We start from the raw sequence: 20,939 nt of genomic DNA, 5'->3' as shown, positions 1-20,939 counted from the left end.
CAGGCCCGCGCCACGCCCAGGCCCGCGCCCGCCCAGCCCCCGTCCCCTCAAACCGCCCGTTTTCGGCGAACCCGGCCGAGGATGCGAAGATGCGAGGAGCGGACGCTCCGGCCCGCATTCGTCCGGCTTCGGGAGTCCCCATCGTGAATACGCAGGTCGTTCGCTGGACCGAGGCGGGTGAGGACCGCTCCGCCCGCTGGCGTTCGGAGAGCGGCGCACCGGCGCCCAAGCGCGTGGTGATCGCCGACGACGAGACGACGGCGGACGCCGCGTACCGCATGGCCTGCGAGGGCACCGCGATGCTCTGGCGCGGCGATTTCCACAACGCGCGCCAGCTGCTCCAGGCGATGGCCCGCCGCATCGACCGCAAGCCGCGCCGCTCCAACCCCAAGCCCGGACCGGCCGCCGCCACGGACGCCCCGGCCACCGAGCCGACCCCGTCGGCCGTCGCCTTCCACCGGCACCGCCAGGCGCAGAACCTGCGCGCCCGCACCCTGGGAATGCTGCTGGTGCCGCTCGGGCCCGACCACGCCGTGGAGCTGCGCCGGGCGCCCGACGTCCGGCTGGCCTGCGCGGAGGCGTACGGACCGGCGGACGAGCCGTCGATCGCCTCGCTGCGCGAGCTGCTGGGCCTGATCGGCGCGCACGAGTGGCGCAGGAAGGGCGTGGAGATCGCGTCGCTCGGCGACCGCATCCATCCGCACTACGGCGTCTTCTCGCCGGTGCGCAGCGAATACGTGGACCTGGTGGCGGAGGCGGCGCTGCCCTCGCTGGTCTCGGCCTTCGACATCGGCACCGGTACCGGCATCCTGGCCGCCGTGCTGGCAGGCCGGGGCGTCAAGCACGTCGTCGCCACCGACCTGGACCAGCGCGCGGTGGACTGCGCGGGCGAGAACCTCGCCCGGCTGGGGCTGACGGACCGGGTGAGCGTGCTGCGCACGGACCTCTTCCCGCTGGGACGCGCCCCGCTCGTGGTGTGCAACCCGCCCTGGGTGCCGGCGCGGCCCGCCACGCCCGTCGATCACGCGGTCTACGACCCGGGCAGCCGCATGCTGCTCGGCTTCCTCGACGGCCTCGCGGAGCACCTGGAGCCGGGCGGCGAAGGCTGGCTGTTGCTCTCCGACCTCGCCGAGCACCTCGGCCTGCGCACTCGCGAGGAACTGCTGGCCGCCATCGACGCGGCGGGGCTGACGGTCCTGGGCCGCGCCGACATCCAGCCGACCCACCGTCGGGTCTTCGACGAGAGTGACCCGCTGCATGTCGCGCGCGCCGCGGAAGTGACGTCCCTGTGGCGGCTCGGAGTCCGCTGACGGGCGTACGGCGCGGCGGGCCGGGCAGAAGATCTGTACGGGCCGGATGCGGGCCGTATGCGCGGTCCGGGCGACAGGCCCGCCCGGACCCGGATGCGCGACCCCGGCCTCGACCGGATGGCAGCGTACGGCCGGGCCGGTTCATGACCGTGCCCCAGTGATGTACTAGAGTTATCTCGACATCGAGATAAATTGCCAAGGCGTACCGCGGCCGCCCCAGGTGAGGGTTACCTAACTAAGCCACACCTTAGCGGATCGTCAGGGACCTGTGACGGCAGGATCGCGGTGGTACGCGCGAAATTCATGCATGAAGGAGACTGTCGTGTCGGCGAACAGCTTCGACGCCCGCAGCACACTGCGCGTGGGCGACGAGTCGTACGAGATCTTCAAGCTGGACAAGGTCGAGGGCGCCGCGCGCCTTCCCTACAGCTTGAAGATTCTGCTGGAGAACCTGCTCCGCACCGAGGACGGCGCGAACATCACCGCCGACCACATCCGGGCCATCGGGAACTGGGACGCGGACGCCCAGCCCAGCAAGGAGATCCAGTTCACGCCGGCCCGCGTGATCATGCAGGACTTCACGGGCGTGCCCTGCGTGGTCGACCTCGCCACCATGCGTGAGGCCGTGAAGGAGCTGGGCGGCGACCCGGACCGGATCAACCCGCTCGCCCCCGCCGAGCTGGTCATCGACCACTCGGTGATCGCCGACAAGTTCGGCACCAAGGACGCGTTCGCGCAGAACGTCGAGCTGGAGTACGGCCGCAACAAGGAGCGCTACCAGTTCCTGCGCTGGGGCCAGACCGCCTTCGACGAGTTCAAGGTCGTCCCGCCGGGCACCGGCATCGTCCACCAGGTCAACATCGAGCACCTGGCCCGCACCGTCATGGTCCGAGGCGGCCAGGCGTACCCCGACACCCTCGTCGGCACCGACTCGCACACCACCATGGTCAACGGCCTGGGCGTGCTGGGCTGGGGCGTCGGCGGCATCGAGGCCGAGGCCGCGATGCTCGGCCAGCCGGTCTCCATGCTCATCCCGCGCGTCGTCGGCTTCAAGCTGACCGGCGAGCTGCCGGCCGGCACCACCGCCACCGACCTGGTGCTCACGATCACCGAGATGCTGCGCAAGCACGGCGTCGTCGGCAAGTTCGTCGAGTTCTACGGCCAGGGCGTCGGCGCCGTGCCGCTCGCCAACCGCGCCACCATCGGCAACATGTCGCCGGAGTTCGGCTCCACCGCGGCGATTTTCCCGATCGACGCCGAGACGATCAACTACCTCAAGCTCACCGGCCGCCCGGAGCAGCAGCTCGCGCTGGTCGAGGCGTACGCCAAGGAGCAGGGCCTCTGGCTCGACCCGGAAGCCGAGCCCGACTTCTCCGAGAAGCTGGAGCTCGACCTCTCCACGATCGTCCCGTCCATCGCCGGCCCGAAGCGCCCGCAGGACCGCATCGTGCTGACCAACGCCAAGGCCAAGTTCGCCGAGGACGTACGCAACTACGTCTCCGACGACGAGGAGGCCGGCAAGGAGTCCTTCCCGGCCTCCGACGCCCCGGCCTGCACCAACGGCGTGCCGACCCGGCCCACCACGGTGACCACCCCCGGCGGCCAGACGTACGAGATCGACCACGGCGCCGTCGCCGTCGCCGCGATCACCTCGTGCACCAACACCTCGAACCCGTACGTCATGGTCGCGGCGGCGCTGCTGGCCAAGAAGGCGGTCGAGAAGGGCCTCACCCGCAAGCCGTGGGTCAAGACCACCCTGGCCCCCGGGTCCAAGGTCGTCATGGACTACTACGACCGCGCGGGGCTCACCCCGTACCTCGACAAGCTGGGCTTCAACCTCGTCGGCTACGGCTGCACCACCTGCATCGGCAACTCCGGCCCGCTGGACGAGGAGGTCTCGCAGGCGATCAACGAGCACGACCTCGCCGTGGTCTCCGTCCTCTCCGGCAACCGGAACTTCGAGGGCCGGATCAACCCGGACGTCAAGATGAACTACCTGATGTCCCCGCCGCTGGTCGTCGCGTACGCGATCGCCGGCACCATGAAGCTGGACATCACCACCGAGGCGCTCGGCATCGACACCGAGGGCAACCCGGTCTACCTCAAGGACATCTGGCCCACCGAGCTGGAGGTGGAGACGGTCGTCGCCTCCGCCATCGGCCAGGAGATGTTCACCAAGGACTACGCCGACGTCTTCGCGGGCGACGCGCAGTGGCAGGCGCTGGAGATCCCGACCGGCAACACCTTCGAGTGGGACAGCGAGTCCACCTACGTCCGCAAGCCCCCGTACTTCGAGGGCATGACGATGGAGACCACCCCGGTCTCCGACGTCGCCGACGCCCGGGTGCTCGCCAAGCTGGGCGACTCGGTCACCACCGACCACATCTCCCCGGCCGGCGCGATCAAGGCCGACACCCCGGCCGGCACGTACCTCACCGAGCACGGCATCGAGCGTCGCGACTTCAACTCGTACGGCTCCCGCCGCGGCAACCACGAGGTCATGATCCGCGGCACCTTCGCCAATATCCGGCTGCGCAACCAGATCGCGCCCGGCACCGAGGGCGGCTTCACCCGCGACTTCACCGTCGAGGGCGGCCCGGTCTCGTACATCTACGACGCCGCGCAGAACTACCAGGCGGCCGGCACCCCGCTGGTCATCCTGGCCGGCAAGGAGTACGGCTCCGGCTCCTCCCGCGACTGGGCCGCCAAGGGCACCGCGCTGCTCGGCGTCAAGGCCGTCATCGCCGAGTCCTACGAGCGCATCCACCGCTCGAACCTCATCGGCATGGGCGTCCTCCCGCTCCAGTACCCGGAAGGCGCCACCGCGCTCGCGCTGGGCCTCACCGGCGAGGAGAGCTTCTCCATCGCGGGCGTCACCGGCCTCAACGACGGCGGCATCCCCGACACCCTCAAGGTGACGACGGACACCGGCGTGGAGTTCGACGCGAAGCTGCGCATCGACACCCCCGGCGAGGCGGACTACTACCGCAACGGCGGCATCCTGCACTACGTGCTGCGCCAACTTGCCGGTTCTTGACCTGATGTGAACGAGCGCCCTGCCCCTGCATCTCGCGCGGGGCGGGGCACTCGCGCTCGACGGGGCGGAATACGCGCCTGCGAGCAGGATCGCACGCGATCTGTTCCCGGAGCGGAGCTGCGCATCCTACGACGACGAAGAACCCCGCACCTGGTACCAGGTGCGGGGTTCTTCTGTCCTTGCGAGCGTGTGGCGAACGAGCGCCGCTAGCGGTGGTTTGTTAGACCGGGGCGTAGAGATCAAGTGGGTGGCCTGCGCCGACGGCGTCGATCAGGGCTTGGAGTTCGGGTGGCGGGGGTGCGTTCGTCCAGGCTCGCCAGCAACGTTGGAGGGTGGTCCAGGGGTCGAGCCAGGCCCGGACGGCGCGGATCGCCTTGGGCCAGCTGGCCGGATGGGGCTGGTGGGTTCCGCTTGGGCCCCCTCTCAGCCGGCCCCGCTGTCGGCGTGGCAGTCGGTGGGACCGCTGGGACGATGACGGGCTCACGGTCTGGGGGCCGGGCGAACCAGGTGTCCCAGCAGAACGAGAATGCGCAGGTGACCAGGGTCTGGTGGCGGCGGATCGCGATGTCGGAACGGACCTGGAAGTCGGCCCACCCGAGTTCGTCCTTGACCTGCTTGTAGCTCTGCTCGGTCCAGTGCCGGATGCCGTAGATCCGTACGACTTCGTGCAGGTCGGCGGCGGGTTCGGGGCTGTCGGCCTCGCGGGGGCCGCCGGGGCGGGGCAGATCGGTGGCCAGGTACCAGGTGGCCTGCGCGGGCAGTGTGTCCGGGTCCGCTGTGGCCACGACCAGGCGGACGTTTCCGTCGGGCCCCCACCAGCCGAGGTGGGCGTCGGCGGCCCACCAGGTCTCGGTGTGTCCGTCGCGGAAGGTCCGCTCGACGGCGGTCCAGTCGCCTGGGTGCTCGGGGTCCGTCCAGGTCAGGGCACCGGCGGCGTCGGCGGGGGTGTAGGCGTCCTTGCCGTAGGACCAGGTACCGTGGCTCGGCTTGAGGGCCATGACGAACGGCAGTCCCGCCGCGGCGAGTTGTCTACGGAATCCGTCCTGGTCGCCGTAGGCGCAGTCGGCGGCCACGGCTCGGAAGGCCGCTCCGGCGGCCTTGGCTGTGCGGGCCAGTTCGGCGGCGATCTGCAGCTTGGTGCGGAAATCGGGGTCGCTCTTGCCCCGGGGGAAGTGATGGGCGGGGCTGTAGGGCACGGCGTGCAGCGGGTAGTAGAGGTTCTCGTCGGCCCAGCAGATGGTCACGGTGACGATGCCGTTGTCGGTCTTGCCCAGCCGGCCCAGCCACTGCCGGCCGATGTGCGCGGTCGCTTTTCCGTCCTTGCGGTCTCCCGAGTCGTCGATCACCAGCACCCCGCCAGGGTGCGGCGCGGTCGCGGGATCGGCCAACAGCAGTGCCACCCTGCGGGCGTTGACCTGCTCGTGGTCCCACGTCGACTCGGACAGGAAGAACTGCAGCCGCTGCACCGCAGCATGCTGGGCACCCACGATGGGTTCGGTGCCGGCCAGGCAGGTCAGCGTCTTGTTGCGGTCCCGCGGCAGCAGCAGCCCCGCGAGGTACTCGCGGAACCCGCGGCGCTGTGCCAGCGTGGAGAACAGGTCATCGAAGCGTGCGGCGTAGGCTTCCAGCGGGCCCGGAGCGGGCGGACACGGCACACGGCGGGTCATCACAGCCCCCAGGCGGCGAGGCGACGTTCCTCTGCTACCGGCCTACTACGGCCCTGACCCGCCGTCAACAAACCACCGCTAGAGACACTCTGGCAGCGCCGGGCGTTCCGTGGCGCGTACGGCGGGGAGCCAGGCCGTGGGGGGCCTGGCTCCGGCCGGGAGGCGGATGCGGAACCAGTGGGTGGACCGCCGGTCCGTCTCGTCGATGATGGGTTCCCCATCGGGTACCTGGCAGTCGGCGGTGAGAACGTCGCCGTGCCACACCCTGGTGGGTACGACGTTCTGCGCGGTGTAGGGCCGCATGGGGTCGATCGCCAGACCCAGGCTGCACCGCGGGGCCCGGTCGACCCGCTCCCGGCAGCTCTGCTCTGCGTTGTGCACCCGGATCGTGCCGGGCGTCATGGTGTGCGCACGGCCGGGCGGCGCGGCCGAGGTCGCTCGTACCGCGTCCGAGCACAGGGTCGCGCCGACGATCCCGCAGAGCGCTGTGGCCAGGACGGCGGCGCGCACCCAGCCGCCCGGTCGTCCCGCCCCCGCCACGGGTGTCTCCTGGTGAGCGGCGATGCGGGCGAGCAGGCTGTCGGCGGTGTGGGGGGCGCGGGCCTCGTGGGTCGGGGCGAGGCAGTCGGCGGCCAGCGCGCGCCAGAACGGCGGCACGGCGTGGTCCATGCGCAGCGGCGCACGCCCCTGGCCGTACTCCTGGACCGCGGCGCCGCGAGCCGCGGATGTGGCCCCGGCGAACGGTGAGCCGCCGGATGCGAACACCTCGTGGATGACGATGCCCAGCGCCCAGATGTCCGCGGTCGGCCGGATGCGTACGCCGAGTTCGCCGAGGGGCGCTCTCCAGCGCTCGGGCGGGAAGTAGTCCAGGGTGCCCATGGGGGGCGCGTACCCGTGTGTGCCCGTCAGTTCGGTGGCGAGCCCGAAGTCCGAGAGTTTGACGGAGTGGTCCGTGCCCAGCAGGACATTTTCCGGCTTGAGGTCGGCGTGGACCCAGCCCGAGCGGTGGAGGTGGGCGAGTCCCTCGCAGATGCCCGCGATCAGCCGGCCGCGATCGGCCTCGGGTATCCCGGCGTCGAGCAGTTCCCGCAGACTGCCGGCGGCCCGTTCCATGACCAGCACGATCGCGCCCTCCAGGGAGGGGCGGTCGGGTGCGGTGAGAACGAACGACTTCAGGAGGCCGATCAGCCGGGGATGCCCGGCCCTGCGCCCGAGTTCGACTTCGCGGTGGGCGGACTCCACGATCCTGCGAGCCTGGCGTGGTGCGAGCCCGGCCGTTGGCATGATCTTGAGTGCGACGTCGGTGGGGCCCGGTGGTGTGGCGGCCGTGCCGGTCGGATCCGGGTGTTTGTCGGCCGGTTGCGCCGCGTAGACCGTGGACCAGCCCCCGTAGCCGATCAGTTGGGTGACCACCCAGTCCCCGACCCGACAGCCGGGTGGGAGCAGGTCCGTCCGGTCGCATTCGGTGGTGGCCCCCAGGCCGTGCGGCGGTCTCATCGTGCGGTCTGCCGATTGCGCCCGCCGGCCCCTGCCAGGGGCGGTAACAACGTGAGGTGCTCCTCGCGTATGAGCCCGAACCGCAGCGCCAGTCCGACGATCTCCTCCCGCTTGCCGTTGCGGCGGTCACCCTTGCCGGGCTCGTGGGCATCCGGGACGCCGAGACGCAGCTTCTCCTCGGCGAGGTAGTCGATGTGCGAGCTGACTGCCCGCGCGGTCAGTTCGCCACAGGCGAGGTGTCCCCTGAGGCGCTCGACGATCTGGGGCGTGGTGGGGACCGCCACGCGCGACTGGTCGCGCAGGCGCGGTTCGCACAGCGCGAGCAGGACGAGGAAGTACGTGGCCGCCTCGTTCAGGGAGTACGCGGTGACCGTGCTGCTGCCCCAGGGGGCGCCCATGGCTTCCGGGTCCAGATAGAGGTGGTCGGGAGCGAACACCTGGAAGGAGGTGGTGACGTCACCGCGCGTGGGCAGCACGACGCGCGAGAACTCGAACGGGATCGGCGCCCCGACCCGCCGTGGGGGAACCCTCAGGTATTCCCCCGCTCCCTCCGGGTTCTCCACGAGGTAGCTGTGGGTGGCGCTGTGGTTCGTCAGCTGCCAGTGGTCGTCGGTCACACGAATCTCCCCGGCGAGCCGGGAGATTGCCGGGTCGTCGAGGCGCAGCTCGACGGGGATCGTCGTGGAGCCCCGTCCGAAGCGGGCGACCTCGCCGGGCCCCAGCCGTAACGTCACCGCGTCACCGTGCAGTTCGCCGCCGACGGCGCCACCGCTTCCCTGCGGCAGATGGATGACTACGCCGCTCACCGCGCCCCCCGTTCCCTGCGTCGCTTGTCTGACGAGCGGAACGATACTCATCTCTCGGGGGAGTTCACCGGCGTTACTTCGGCGACGTCGCCGGAACTGGCCACCGGGGGCTGTGGATGTCTCGTTCCGGACCGTGCGCAGGGGGAGAGGGACCGTAAGGGGAGGGCGGGAGCCTGGCCGGGAGAGGCGGTGCGAACGGAGCACCGAAGCCCGGTTCACATGCGAGATCCGCACGCTCCGCTCAGAGAGCGGGGCTGCCCGATACGAGGGGCGCGAACGTGTGATCCCCGAAGGCCGTCCACGGCTGCCACCCGCCGCCCGGCCGGTCCTGGACGCGGGTCCGCATTCGGCTCGCGACGGTGATGGCGAAGACATGCAGGCGCCCGGCGGCGTCGAGGGCCGCGGTGGGCGTGGCGACGAGCCGGATGCCGCTTTCGCCGAACTCCCCGCCGGGATGCGTGGCCCCGCCAGGAGCGACCTGCCAGCGGTGGCCGAGTCGCGCTCCGCCGGGCGACAGGGAGAACGCCTCCAGCCGGCCGTCGGCGTTCACGGCGAACGCCGGGGCGGCGGCGCTCCAGCCGAACAGCGGCAGCCACGCGTCCCAGCCGCCGCTCGGCACGGCCTGCCGCCGGACGAAGGTTCCCACGCCCGAGGGTCCGATCGCGGCGACGGAGAGCCGGCCGCTGCCGTCCCGGGCCACCCGGGGAGCGGCGCCTGCCGCGGTGCCGAATCGGTGCCATGACGCGGTCCAGGGGCCGCCGGGGGTCTCCTGCCACCGGTGGCCGACGCCCGCGCCACCGGGGGAGAGGGCGAACACCTCCAGCCGGCCGTCGGCATTCGACGCGACAACCGGCGGCGCGCCCGCCGCCCCGCCGAATCCGGACTCCCACGGGTCCCAGGCCGCGGACCCGGCCGACTGCTGCCGTCGCCGGGCGACGGAGACGCCGCCGGGGCTCAGGGCGAAGACCTCCAGCCGGCCGCGGGCGTCACGGGCGACGGCGGGGGCGGCGCCCGCCGGGCCGCCGAATTCCTCCCAGTCGTGCCAGCCGCCGTCCGGCCGCTGCGCCCGGTGGTGCAGGTTGGCGCCGCCCGGGGCGAGCGAGAGCACCTCCAGCCGGCCGTCGGTGGTGCGTCCGAGCGTGGGAACCGCACCGGCCGGCCCTCCGAAGGGCTCCCAGTCCGACCACCTGTCGGTGTGCGGATCGAGCTGGACGCGCCGCAGCATCGCGTGGTCGGTGGCGTCGAGTGCGAACACCGTCAGGCGGCCGTCCACGTCGAGGCCGGCCACCGGGTTGTCGGGGCTCTGCCACGGCGGTGGCGTGTCCTGCCAGGACAGGGGCGCCACGTACAGCCCGTTGCGGAACCAGCCCGCGGCGCCGGCAAACCAGGTCTCCCCGTCGCGGACCACCTCCACGGCGTGACCGGGCACATGCCCCGCATATCCGGCGAGCTCGAAATGGAACGGGTCGGTCGACGCGAGGACGTCGGTGCCCTCGTAGCCGTTGCGCGGCCCGATGAACAGGTAGTACCAGCCGTCTCGTTCGACGACGCACGGCGACTCGGTGACCGAGACGGTCGCGTCCGTGCTCGCGTCGGTGAACGCGACGCCGGGCTCGTCCCAGTGCAGCAGATCGGCGGAACGCCGGTGGGCCACGACATGATGGCCGCCCGGGCCGGAGAGTTCGGTGTAGTACATGACCCACTCGCTGCCGATGCGCAGCACCATCGGGTCACGCGCCGCGAGCCCCCGGAACAGTGGGCCGGACGGTTCGCGGGTCCAGGTGAACAGGTCGGTCGACGTGGAGAGGTTGATTGCCGCCCCGCTCGCGCCGCCTGCGGCGTAGAACATCCAGAACCTGCCGTATGCCTCGACGAGGTGAGGTGCCCACAGGTGCTCCTCGCCGAAATACGACGGGTCGACTCTGAGCGCGTCGGGGTGGCCGGTCCACGGTCCGTGCGGGGCCGGCGCGGAGGCGTGGGCGAAGGAGATCTCCGCCGCGCTGTTGGGAGATTCACCGCGCGGCGCGCTGTTGCCGACAATCCCGAACAGGTGCCAGCGGCCCCGGGCCTTGATCAGCGTGTGATCGTTGAGGTATCGGGGGCCTGCGGAGGTGGACGGGTCGTAGACATATGTGAAAGGTCCCGCACCGACCCACTGAGAGGGCGGGGCGTCCTCGGGGCTCGCGGCGGCGAGCGCGGGGCCGGCGCCCAGGAAGGGCAGGGCGCCGACACCGGCCGCACCGCGCAGCAGGCTCCGTCTGCTGAGCGGAAGCATGAATTCCTTCACCGGGACCAGTCGACGGCCGGGCCGGCGGAGTTGTTGAGCCAGAGCCACTCCGACCAGGTGGCGAAGCCGGTCTGCCATTTGTGGAAGGTACCGGCGTGGCTGGTACCGAAGACCTCGATGCGGCCGTCGGCGTTGGTGGCGGCGGTGACCTCGGTACCGCCGGTGCCGAAGGCCGCCCAGTCGCTGTAGGGGGCGTTCATGGCGGTCTGCCAGGTGTGCACGGCTGTGGTGTTGTTCATGGCGAAGACTTCGACGCGGCCGTCGGGGGTGCGTTCGCTGGTGAGCTGCGAGTCGGCGGGGCCGCCCGTGGACTCCCACTCGGACCAACTCGTGGGGCCGGTCTGGTACTTGTGGAAGACTCCGACCGGGCCGGAGGCGAAGACCTCCAGGCGGCCGTCGGCGTTGTGGTCGACCGTCAGGTCGTGGCCGCCCTCGCCGAATGAGTCCCACGCGGACCAGCCGCCGTTGGGGGCGGTCTGGTACCGGTGCTGGAAGGTCGTGCCGTTGAGCGCGAAGACCTCCAGACGGCCGTCGGGCGCCTTGCCCATCTCCACCCGGCTGCCGGCGGGGCCGCCGGCGGGCTCCCATGGCGACCAGCCGCTGTTCGGGGCGACTTGATACCGGTGGAAGAGCCCTGCTGGGCCCGACGCGTAGACCTCGATACGGCCGTCGGCGTTGACACCGGCTGCGGTGTCCCGGCCTCCCTCGCCGAAGGTCTCCCATCCTGACCAACTGCCGGAGGCGCTCAGTTGCCAGCGGTGCTGGAAGGTGTTGCCGTTGACGGCGAGCAACTCCAGGCGGCCGTCGGCGTTCGGCGCCAGGGCGAGTTCGGCGTTGGCGGGCCCGCCGAGCGTTTCCCACTCCGACCAGTTGCCGTTGACCTCCTGCTGCCAGGCGTGGTGGATGCCATCGCCTGCGGCGGCGAACAGCTCCAGGCGCCCGTCGGCCCCTCGCGCCGACACGACCCGCCCCGACTCCGCCGGATACACGAGCGGTTCGGGCTGCGGTCCGCTGCCCGGGGTGCAGGGCAGCACCACGCCGCGCTCCGCGAGGTAGATCTCGGGATCGATGCCGTAGGAGGTGGACGGGTCGCCCCAGATCCGCAGATGGAGGTGTGGGCCGGTGGAGTTGCCCTCGGCGCCCATCAGGGCGATCTGCTGGCCGGCCACGACGCGGTCGCCGACGGAGACGTCCCGCCGGACCATGTGCCCGTACTCGGAAATTTTCCCGTCGGGGTGCAGGACCCGGATCCACTGGCCGTAGTCGCCGGTGTACCCGGAGATGGTCACCTCGCCGTCCCCCACGGCGTAGATCGGCGTCCCGACGACGTTGGCGATGTCGACGCCGTTGTGACCGCTGTGGAAGTGCTGGGAGACGAATCCGGTGGTTGGGCAGGCCGCGGCGGCGGTCCGGGCGGCCGCCGCTGGAGTCGCGGGCAGCAGCAGCAGCGTCGGCAGCAGCAGGGCGGCTGTCGCCGCGAGAACCCAGGTCAGTGCGCGTCTGGAAAGCCTTGGAAGCACGAGTCCTCCTCCCCTTGGCAGTCTCGGGGTGAGTGGGATGGGTGGTCGGGGCCGTGCGGACGGACGGTAGGGAAGCTAGCAACAGGGCGGGCCCGGAAGACCCCGGAAGGTTACGGACTGACAGGCGCGAGCGCGTCGGCTAGGGGCCCGTGGTCGCTGGTCACCGAGATTTCGTCGCTCCTCCTTAGCGTGGCCGTGTTCAGACGACGGCCCGTGCGACAAGGGAAGGACCGCGATGGCACGGAGGAGATCCAGAGCGAGGCTGCCGATGGCGGCCATGGCCGCGGTGGCGCTGATGAGCACGCTGGCGGCCACCGGGTCGACGGCCACCGGGGCGGCCGCCGCCGGAGTGGGGCCGGACAAGCCGACGATCCGCTACACCGAGTACGGCATCCCGCACATCACCGCCTCGAACTGGGAGGGGCTGGGAACGGGCTATGGATACGCGGCGGCCAAGGACAACATCTGCACCCTGGCCGACGCCAATGCGGCCTTCCACCGCAGGTCGCACCGCAGTTCCTGGACCGCCTCGAAGTCCGAAAGTCCCTGCAGCGCCTGCAAGGGTGACCGCTGCCGCGAGGATCTGCGGCGGCATGCTGGGGCGGCCGTTCGCCGAGGGATACAGGTCCGCGAACATCGCCGCCGGGAACAGCGCACCACGGTGCTCGGCCAGGAACGCGAACACGCTTCCTGCCGGGATCAGATCCCGGCAGGTCTCCCACACATCCGGTCCGACGGTCTCCCCGCCCCATTCGCCCATTGCCACGAAAACGAGTCTGGCCCCGCCGCTCGCGCGGCAGGGCCAGAACCCAACATCTTCATCGGTCTTCTAGAGGATCGCGGGGCCGGAATCGTTCAGCCAGCCCCATTCCGACCAGGTGGTGAAGCCGGTCTGCCATCGGTGATAGACGCCGGCCTGGCTGGTACCGAACACCTCGATGCGACCGTCGGCGTTGTTGCTCGCACCGATCGACGTGCCACCGCCACCGAAGTTCTCCCACTGCGAGAATGCCGCGTTCGGACCGGTCTGCCAAGCATGGCTCGCGGTCGTGGCGTTGATCGCGAACACCTCGACCCGCCCGTCGACCGACCGCGACGTGGCCATCTCGGCGTTGGGGTCCCCGCCGGTGCCGGTCCACGCCGACCACGAGGTCGGGCTGGTCTGCCAGCGATGGAACACACCGTCGGCGTTGGAGGCGAACACCTCGAGCCTGCCGTCCTGGTTGTAGCTCGCGGCAACCGCGCGTCCACCGGTGCCGAAGTTCTCCCAGGCCGACCACCCACCGTTGACACCGGACTGGTACAGGTGCTCGAACGTCGAGTCGGACAGCGCGAAGACCTCCAGTCGCCCGTCAGGGGTGTTCTCCATGGCGAGACGCGCGTTGGCCGGGCCGCCGTTGGTGCCCTCCCAGCCGGCCCAGGCGCCGCTGGGCGCGGTCTGCCAGCGGTGGAAGACTCCGTCGGCGTTGGAGGCGAACACTTCGATGCGGCCGTCGGCGTTGTTGCCCGCCGCCAGTCGGTGCCCCCCGGTGCCGAAGTTCTCCCAGGCCGACCACCCGGCACTGGGCCCGGTCTGCCACATATGGTCGAACGTACTATCCGACAGCGCGAACACCTCAAGCCGTCCGTCCGCGTTGGACGCCACCGCCAGCTGGGCGTTGCGCGGACCACCCGCGAACTGCCAAGACGACCAAGCGCCGTTCGCCGAAGTCTGCCACGCGTGATACACACCGTCGGCGCCGGCGGCGAAAGCCTCAAGACGTCCGTCCGCGGACCGCCCGGACACAACCCGACCAGAGGCGTACGGGTGCTTGGGGCCGACGCTCGTAGCGGACCACAACGCGTTGGCGATCAGCGTGGCGTCGCCCGCCTCGACCCCGTACAGGTAGCGCAGGTCCTCTCTCGGCTGCTGCACACGCCAGCACACCTCACCGATCGGCGCGTCGTTCCACGAGCCGCCCCCGTACAGCCCTTCCATCGCGTCAAGAAATGCGTTGGTGGCGTAGGCCGGATCGAGCCGCTGCTCCCGGCTGCCCCACCAGTCCTGCTGCTGGAACAGCCCGATGCTCGTGTAGTCGACGGCCTGGGCGTAGTTGTTCATGCTGGATTCCACGATGATCGTGGCGATGGCGATCGCCGCGGCCCTCGGGTTGAGCCCCCGGTCCTTCACCGCCTGCGTGACCATGCGCGCGCAGGACACCTTGTACGCGTTCAGATAGCCAGCCATCTTCGCGTTGAGCTGCGGGTTGAGCTGGTCGGCCATGACGCCGTCGGTGGCCGACGGACCGGCCGGATCGCACGGCGCGGTCGGAATGGCCAGACCTTGCGGGCCACTGAAATACCGGGAGACACCGAACCGGTCGTCGCCCGGCTTCGGTCTCGGATCCGGTCCGGGTCCAGCGGCGGCGACCGAGGCGGTCATCGAAATGACCAACGCCCAGATACCTGCTGCCACAGCCAGTCTCGTCAATACGCGGTATAAGCCGCTTCTTGTCATCATGTGCCATTCCGTCGTGAACTGCGGTCGATGGGCGGCCCACAGTAGAAAGCGCCGATGAAATGCCCGTGTAATCGGCCGCCCCAGGCGTTTCATCGAGATGTCATCGGCCACTGCCAAGGTCGTCAGGCGCAGACAGACCACTTGAGGAGGATCGAATGCACACGAAGAAACTGGCGGCCGCATCGGCCGGACTTCTGCTGACGGCAGGGCTCTCGGTGACACAGGCGTCCACGGCGCAAGCGGCAGCGGCTCCGTGCGAGGGCACCTACACGATCGTCGTCGGCGGCACGGGAAGCTCGTGGAACAACGACGGCTTCACCGGCAACATCCAGCAGCACGTCGGGTACCCCACCCAGATTCCCAACGGCGCGAGCGCCCGGGCAGGCGTCAACGAGTTGAACCGGCTGGTGCGCGACCAACGTTTCGCGTGCCCGGGCCAGCACGTCAAGATGGGCGGGTACTCCCTGGGGGCCGCGGTGGTGCACACCTGGGTCACCGAGAACTGGCAAACCTTCGACAACGTTAATGCCGTTCTCATCGCGGACCCCAAGCGCCAGGGCGACCCCGGTGCCAACGGAGGATCCGTGCCGTTCGGCGGAATCATCGGCGCTCCGCTCGCCGGCGCCGACAGGTTCTTCGGCAACGTACCGGTCAAGACGATCTGCCACTGGGACTACGTCTGCGACGAGTCCGCCGGCATCTGGACGTACCCGGACAACCACATCAGGAACTACCCCAACGACTTCAACATGGATCACCACAACGACAGCTCCAACGAGCAGTGGTACAACGGCGCCTGGTACCCCGCCGCCTGGTGATCAAGGGCCGGTGGTGGACCCGGCCAAGGGGCCCGGATCGGCCTCGTCACCGCTCAGAATCATCTGGTGCGCCCGCCGCAGTATCCGGCTCGGAGAAACCCCGAGGTCCTCAGCGAGGAGGCGGCGGGCGCGCCCGAACACCGTCAGGGCGTCGGCCTGGCGTCCGTTTCGGTGCAGCGCTTGCATGAGCATCGCGGTCAACGGCTCGTTGAGGGGGTGTGCCGCCGACAGGGCGAACAGCTCGGCGATCGCCTCCGCATCCTGGCCCAGGTACAGCTGCCACTTCAGCTTCCGCTGCACGATGGCGATCCTGCGCTCGGTGAGCCGCAGTCGCTCCAGTTCGGCGAGGGGCCCGGGCAAACCGGCCAGGGGCCTGTCGCGAAACAGCTCCAGTGCCTGGGCGCTGAGGCGGACCGCCTCGAGTGGTTCGCCCGCTCGATCGGCCTTCCCGATGCCGGTGGCCAGTTCCTCCATGCGTGCCACGTCCACGTCGACCGCGCCGGAGACCAACTGGTAGCCACGCGGTCCGCGCTCGATGATCGAGCCCGGACCGCCCCCGATGCGCAGGGCCTTGCGTAATCGGTAGATGTACACCGGTACCACGTTCGCGACCGGCGGTTCCATCCCCCATACGTCATCGAGCAGTTCCTGCTGACTGAGGGAACGCCCCGCGCCCAGCGCAAGGGCCGCCAGGACGGCTTGCTGGCGCAGATGCCCAAGGTGCAGGGGCCGCCCGTCCCGCCATGCCTGCAGCGGTCCGAGCAGGGAGATGTGCACCTTCGGTCCCGCCGCTCGCATGGCAATGGTCCGCGCAACCGGTCTCACCGCCCGTGTGCGGGGGCCACGTCCGGGGACGACCAGACCGCAGTCGAAGGCGTGGACGATGGCGGCGGCCCGGTCGCGCAGACCGAGCTTCACCAGGATCCGCGCGAGGTGCTCGGCCACGGCGTCCTCGGCGATGGCAAGGGCGGCAGCGATCTCGTCGTCCCGCAGGCCGCAGCCGACTGCGGAGAGGACCTGCCGCTCCTGGTGCCTGAGCACGGTGGCGGTAGGGCGGTCGGTGGTGACAGTCGTCGGCATCGCTGCTCCCCGGGCTCCGGACGCGTCGGTCTTGCGGGCGCCGTCGACAAGGTAGACGGGGGAGTGTTGGGCAAGGTATCCGGAACGATCCGGAGTGACACACGTGACCGTTTCCTGTGCCGTCTCGATGGAAGCGAGCAGCCGGCGGACGAAAGTACTGCAGAGCCCGCACGGATACCCATACGACCTGTCCATCACGCCCGGCCGGCGCGGGGGCTGCTGCGCCTCCGGGTACACGACCGATCCGTATCCCGTGGATTGCGGAGCACAGAATCAGCCGAAGGCCGTACCCAGGTCTGGCGATTCCTCATCCGGGCGATCAATTACGGGCCGTCGTTCGAGCCCGGAGGCGCAAGAACACGCTCAGGCCGTAGGAGTGGCTGCTCGCACGGCAATGGCGGGGCGCATCGAGCTGTGAGGGACTCTGTCGGGTGACGGCGGCGAGGCCGCAACGCACGAGGCACCCGTGCCGTTGAGGGAGATGTTCGACGTCCCAACTCATCAGCGCAGGTGCCTCGTTGGTTCCCTAATCCTGCCGCGCTCGACCTGCCTCATGCGCTGGTCGAGTGGGTCACCATGCTCATCGTCACCCGCGAGGATGACCGCCGCTGCAAACTTCCGCCGCACAGGCGCGCGCTCGTCGCTCTGCTCTACCTGCGCAAGCACGACACCCTGGCCCAGATCGCCGCGGGCTTCGGCATATCGGTCGGCACCGCCCACGCCTACACCACCGCGGTCATCGACCTTCTGGCCGACCGGTCACCGGCCCTGCTGAAGGTCCCGCGTGAGACCGACCCGCAGTACGTGCTGCTCGACGGGACACTCGCCGAGTGCGACCGCGTGGGCGACGGCCAGGCCGACTACTCGCACAAGCACCGTCGCCACGGCGTGAACGTGCAGGTCGTGACCGACCCGGCCGGACAGGTGCTGTGGATCTCTCCTGCCTTGCCCGGCCGGTTTCACGACCTGACCGCGGCCCGCACCCACCGGATCATCCGGATCTGTGAACGCCAGGGCGTCCCCGTCCTGGCCGACCGTGCCTATACGGGCGCCGGCTCCTGGGCACGACCGGACGCAGACGCCCACCCGGCGGACAGCTGACCCCGACAGAACGGACGGTCAACCGGGCACTGGCCACGTCCCGCGCTCCCGTCGAACGCGGTATGACACGACTCAAGTCCTGGCGGATTTTCCGAAGATCGCGATGCAGCCCGAACCGCATGACGTCAATCGCCAAGGCCGTCCTCACACTGGAGAGGCAACGCTGAAAACGCTCAGTGAGAGGCGCCGCCAACGCGTCCCGGTCTCTCGCCGCCTGGCCTTCAGCCGTCCGGTCAGGGATCGCAAGGTGCGGTTGGACAGATCATTCGAGGACGGGTAGACAAGCCCGCGAAACTCCTGGCAGACACGGGTGATCTTGGTCGAGAACCCGTCTGCCAGGAGCTTCGTCGTTGTTCAGGCATGTCCAACTCGCGGTCAGCACTGCCGGCTTCACAACTCACTGTTGAAGAATCGGCCGACGAAACAGAACGAAGAAGAACGCGGCAAGTTCCAGGATGTGGTGAAGGCTCTGTGTCAGGCAGCTACAAGCTGGCCAGCGCCCCTGCCATACGGACCGGGCACGAGCTCAGGAGAGACCTGATGCGGCAGGAGAGGGAAGCACGCAGCAACAACGGGAAACCGCCGGCTTCCTCTACGCAGTCCGCTGCGGCCGGTGGGTGAGGCAGTGGGCTCAGTACACCCGTGTGCAGCCGATGCGGGTGCAGAACTCCTGGGCCAGCGCGCTGTTGTTCTCGTCGTACATCGTGATGTAGACGCGCACGACGCCGCCCGGCTGCGGGATATTCAGCGATCCGATGAGGGACTTGTTCGGGCCACCTGCGTACGCGTACGGGCTGCAGATGAGGCCTGACGTCGCGCTGCCGTTCACCCCATAGGCACAGACCCGGCGGCCACCGCTCGCCGCGTGGACGGTGCCGGCCACGCTGGCGGTGTACCCGTCGGTGAAGTGGATCGTTCCGGATGTGGTGCTGTTGCCGTAGGCCATGCTGAAGGGCATGTCCACGGTGTTCACGGTGGCTTGTGCCGGCGCGGCGAAACCGATGGCCGCCATTACGGCCACACCCATCGCTATCAGGGGCTTGCGCATGACTCTTCCTCTCCGTCGGACGAACTGGGAGCAACAGGAGCTTCCACCGTGCCACTTGTGACCGGCCGTGAACATGCAATTACGCGCCAGCGGGTGCGATGTTTCCGCCTTCATCGCAGTGAGCTTTTTGCAAGCTGGCGGTGCTGACCGCGCCGGTGGCCCCGTCCGCGTACCGTTTCGGGGCCGGCGCCTCAAGCCGTATCCGGGCCCGGAAAACGAAGCCGAACGTGCGGCGAACCGTCAGGCCGTCGACGACTACCAGCGCCAGGAAGAGGAAGGTGCCGACTTCCTCGACTGGGAGAAGGAGCTGGCATGACGCTGACCGATCGACATCGCACGGAGAGGTCGGGCCAGAGGGACGCACGGTACTGGCGGGCAAGCAGGAAGTGTCAAGCCCCGGGTTTTGTGGACAGTGGGTTAGCTGGTTTTCAGGGGCACAGGTGAGGTGTCGGTCGTTGCGTTGAGGGCTTCGTACTCGGCGGGCGGAACCTGTCCGAGCTCGCCGTGGAGCCTTCGCTGCTTGAACCAGTCGATGTACTCGGCGACGGCGATCTCGACGTCGTTGATGCTGGTCCAGGGCCCTTTGTTGCGGATCAGTTCGGCTTTAAACAAACTATTGAACGCCTCCGCGAGGGCGTTATCGTATGAATCTCCCTTGGAGCCGACCGAGGCCACCGCGTCGGCGAGTCCGAGGCGTTCGGTGTAACGCAGGGCTCGATATTGTACGCCGCGGTCGGAGTGATGGACCAGGCCAGCCAGGTCGCCGCCGGTACGGCGGCGTTTCCATATGCCCATCTCCAGGGCGTCCAGGGCCAGATCGGTGTAGAGGCTGGTGGCGACCTGCCAGCCGACGACCATCCGCGAGAACACGTCGATGACGAAGGCCGCGTACACCCAGCCGGAGTGGGTCTTGATGTAGGTGATGTCGGCGACCCACAGCACGTTGGGCGCTTCTGCGGTGAACTGCCGTTTCACCAGGTCGGCGGGGCGCATGGTCTCGGGTGCGGGGTGGGTGGTGCGCGGGCTCTTGGCTCTGGATACGCCGCGCAGGCCGGTGGCGCGCATCAGGCGCTCGACCGTGCAGCGGGCCACTGTGCGTCCGGCGCGCAGGAGTGCGGCGTGGATCTTGCGTGCGCCGTAGACGCCGTAGTTGTCCCAGTGGATCACTTCGATCTCCTTGGTCAGCTCCCGGTCCCGCACAGTGCGGACCGCTTCGGGGCGGGCGTGGGCGGCGTAGTAGGTGCTCGGCGCGATCTCGGCATCGGTCCCGGTCAGGGCCTCGCAGATCGGCTGGACGCCGAACTCCTCTTTGTGCTGGTCGACGTAGGCGACCTTCACCGCAGTGGACGGTCCAGCTCCGCCGCGAAGAAAGCCGAGGCGGACTTCAGGATCGAGTTGGCTCGCCGCAACTCGCGGTTCTCTCGCTCCAGTTCAGCGATCCGGGCGGAGTCCTCGCTGGTGGTTCCGGGACGCAGTCCTTCATCGGTCTCGGCCCGCTTGACCCAGGTCCGCAGGGCCTCGGGGTGGACGTCGAGCTGGTCGGCGATGCGCTTGACCGCGCCGGTCCGGCCGGCGGGGTCCTTGCGGGCCTCCACCGCCAGGCGCGTCGCGCGCTCACGGAGTTCGTCGGAGTACTTCCGGGGAGCAGCCATGATTGGGATCCTTCCGGGTCTTCGATGTCTCCATCAAACCCCAATGCCGCGTAGTTAAGGCGGATCGGCGCAGGTCAAGTGGCTCTGGAGAGCGCCAGTTGAGGCGGTGGGACCTCTGCTATACCTCGGGAGTCCGCCAAGACGTCTCAAGATTCAGAGGCCCCCTTGCTGTTCCAGCATTCCACCGCGCACGCGTCCGCTCCGGAGGAATCAGAGCTCGCGGCCGACGCGTTCGGCGCCGGCCATCTGGGCGAGCTGACGAGGTACGTCCCGTTCGATCTGATCGATGCGGTTCTGGCGGATACCGGTCGGGTCCAGCAGCGATTGCGACTGCTGCCATCGCGGGTCGGGGTCTACTTCCTCCTGGCACTCGGGTTGTTCCCACACCTGGGATACGTACGCGTGTGGTCCATGCTGACCAGCGGCCTTCCCGGTGCGACACGGGTTTCAGAGAAAGCTCTGCGGGATGTCCGCCGCCGGGTCGGACCCCGGCCGCTCAGGCGGTTGTTCGACACCCTCGCGGTGCCGCTCGCCGATCCGCGCACCCCGGGCCTGCGCTATCGGCGCTGGCGCACCGTCGCCTTCGACGGATGCGCATCGCTGCACTGCCCGGACT

General features: G+C 69.6%; 14 protein-coding genes, 3 pseudogenes and 1 other annotated feature. Of the genes and pseudogenes, 7 read left to right on the top strand and 10 right to left on the bottom strand.

Annotation, left to right across the window (positions count from 1 at the left end):
* The first annotated feature begins 143 nt into the window (after positions 1 to 143).
* Together QMK28_RS09715 and acnA are read left to right on the top strand one after the other, a co-directional pair.
* Positions 144 to 1,310 carry a 50S ribosomal protein L11 methyltransferase gene (locus tag QMK28_RS09715; RefSeq protein ID WP_443050616.1) on the top strand — a complete coding sequence of 389 codons (1,167 nt, stop codon included), beginning with the start codon at positions 144 to 146 and terminating at the stop codon, positions 1,308 to 1,310.
* 322 nt (positions 1,311 to 1,632) lie between these two features.
* Positions 1,633 to 4,347: an aconitate hydratase AcnA gene (acnA, locus tag QMK28_RS09710; protein ID WP_326436642.1), complete on the top strand. Its 2,715-nt coding sequence runs from the start codon at positions 1,633 to 1,635 to the stop codon at positions 4,345 to 4,347.
* A 239-nt stretch (positions 4,348 to 4,586) separates the two neighbouring features.
* Here the strand turns inward: acnA and QMK28_RS09705 are convergent, their stop codons facing one another.
* The 5 genes from QMK28_RS09705 to QMK28_RS09685 all read right to left on the bottom strand — a co-directional run bounded on the left by QMK28_RS09705 (position 4,587) and on the right by QMK28_RS09685 (position 12,124).
* Entirely contained in the window at positions 4,587 to 6,014 is a 1,428-nt protein-coding gene (locus tag QMK28_RS09705) for an IS701 family transposase (RefSeq protein WP_326436641.1), read from the bottom strand.
* 78 nt (positions 6,015 to 6,092) lie between these two features.
* Positions 6,093 to 7,511: a serine/threonine-protein kinase gene (locus tag QMK28_RS09700; RefSeq protein WP_326436640.1), complete on the bottom strand. Its 1,419-nt coding sequence runs from the start codon at positions 7,509 to 7,511 to the stop codon at positions 6,093 to 6,095.
* The gene (locus tag QMK28_RS09695; RefSeq protein WP_326436639.1) at positions 7,508 to 8,317 is read right to left on the bottom strand and encodes a serine/threonine protein kinase; all 810 of its coding nucleotides are present in this window, start codon (positions 8,315 to 8,317) and stop codon (positions 7,508 to 7,510) included. The genes QMK28_RS09700 and QMK28_RS09695 overlap by 4 nt, the downstream gene beginning before the upstream one ends.
* 241 nt (positions 8,318 to 8,558) lie before the next feature.
* On the bottom strand, positions 8,559 to 10,592 hold the full coding sequence (locus QMK28_RS09690; protein ID WP_326436706.1) for a family 43 glycosylhydrolase: 2,034 nt from the start codon (positions 10,590 to 10,592) through the stop codon (positions 8,559 to 8,561).
* Positions 10,593 to 10,600: 8 nt separating this feature from the next.
* Complete coding sequence (locus QMK28_RS09685) at positions 10,601 to 12,124, bottom strand: peptidoglycan DD-metalloendopeptidase family protein (RefSeq protein ID WP_326436638.1); 1,524 nt, start codon at positions 12,122 to 12,124, stop codon at positions 10,601 to 10,603.
* Between the two features lie 235 nt (positions 12,125 to 12,359).
* Between QMK28_RS09685 and QMK28_RS09680 the strand changes: the two are divergent.
* Positions 12,360 to 12,593: pseudogene (locus tag QMK28_RS09680) on the top strand (penicillin acylase family protein); the annotation flags it as partial.
* Between the two features lie 17 nt (positions 12,594 to 12,610).
* On the opposite strand, the pseudogene QMK28_RS09675 reads toward QMK28_RS09680, so the two are convergent.
* Both QMK28_RS09675 and QMK28_RS09670 read right to left on the bottom strand, forming a co-directional pair.
* Positions 12,611 to 12,884 (bottom strand): annotated as a pseudogene (locus QMK28_RS09675) (transposase); the annotation flags it as partial.
* A gap of 69 nt (positions 12,885 to 12,953) precedes the next feature.
* Positions 12,954 to 14,621, bottom strand: coding sequence for a peptidase M23 (locus tag QMK28_RS09670; RefSeq protein ID WP_326436705.1), 1,668 nt, complete (start codon positions 14,619 to 14,621; stop codon positions 12,954 to 12,956).
* Between the two features lie 158 nt (positions 14,622 to 14,779).
* On the opposite strand from QMK28_RS09670, the gene QMK28_RS09665 reads away from it, so the two are divergent.
* Complete coding sequence (locus tag QMK28_RS09665) at positions 14,780 to 15,442, top strand: cutinase family protein (RefSeq protein WP_326436637.1); 663 nt, start codon at positions 14,780 to 14,782, stop codon at positions 15,440 to 15,442.
* On the opposite strand, the gene QMK28_RS09660 is transcribed toward QMK28_RS09665, so the two are convergent.
* Positions 15,443 to 16,522 carry an AfsR/SARP family transcriptional regulator gene (locus QMK28_RS09660; RefSeq protein WP_326436636.1) on the bottom strand — a complete coding sequence of 360 codons (1,080 nt, stop codon included), beginning with the start codon at positions 16,520 to 16,522 and terminating at the stop codon, positions 15,443 to 15,445. It lies immediately after the preceding gene.
* 576 nt (positions 16,523 to 17,098) lie between these two features.
* Here QMK28_RS09660 and QMK28_RS09655 point away from each other — a divergent pair.
* Positions 17,099 to 17,790: pseudogene (locus QMK28_RS09655) on the top strand (transposase).
* Between the two features lie 464 nt (positions 17,791 to 18,254).
* On the opposite strand, the gene QMK28_RS09650 reads toward QMK28_RS09655, so the two are convergent.
* On the bottom strand, positions 18,255 to 18,671 hold the full coding sequence (locus tag QMK28_RS09650; RefSeq protein WP_326436635.1) for a hypothetical protein: 417 nt from the start codon (positions 18,669 to 18,671) through the stop codon (positions 18,255 to 18,257).
* Positions 18,672 to 18,738: 67 nt separating this feature from the next.
* Between QMK28_RS09650 and QMK28_RS09645 the strand changes: the two genes are divergently transcribed.
* Positions 18,739 to 18,987, top strand: coding sequence for a hypothetical protein (locus QMK28_RS09645; protein ID WP_326436634.1), 249 nt, complete (start codon positions 18,739 to 18,741; stop codon positions 18,985 to 18,987).
* Between the two features lie 101 nt (positions 18,988 to 19,088).
* On the opposite strand, the gene QMK28_RS09640 is transcribed toward QMK28_RS09645, so the two are convergent.
* Positions 19,089 to 20,323 (bottom strand): IS3 family transposase gene (locus QMK28_RS09640; RefSeq protein WP_443050612.1). Its coding sequence is split into 2 segments (ribosomal slippage): positions 19,089 to 20,044 and positions 20,044 to 20,323, totalling 1,236 coding nucleotides; the frame shifts between segments, so codons are not numbered across the junction.
* Positions 19,917 to 20,045: a sequence feature (AL1L pseudoknot), on the bottom strand. Its footprint overlaps the gene before it by 129 nt.
* A 246-nt stretch (positions 20,324 to 20,569) precedes the next feature.
* Here QMK28_RS09640 and QMK28_RS09635 point away from each other — a divergent pair.
* Positions 20,570 to 20,939, top strand: a 370-nt coding sequence (locus tag QMK28_RS09635; protein WP_326436704.1) for a transposase domain-containing protein, incomplete at its 3' end; no start/stop codon positions are given.

The sequence above is a fragment of the Streptomyces sp. H27-D2 genome, from assembly GCF_035828615.1.
GTDB lineage: Bacteria > Actinomycetota > Actinomycetes > Streptomycetales > Streptomycetaceae > Streptomyces.
Note: the sequence above shows the minus strand (reverse complement) of the source record. Positions and strands in the feature narration are given on the sequence as shown.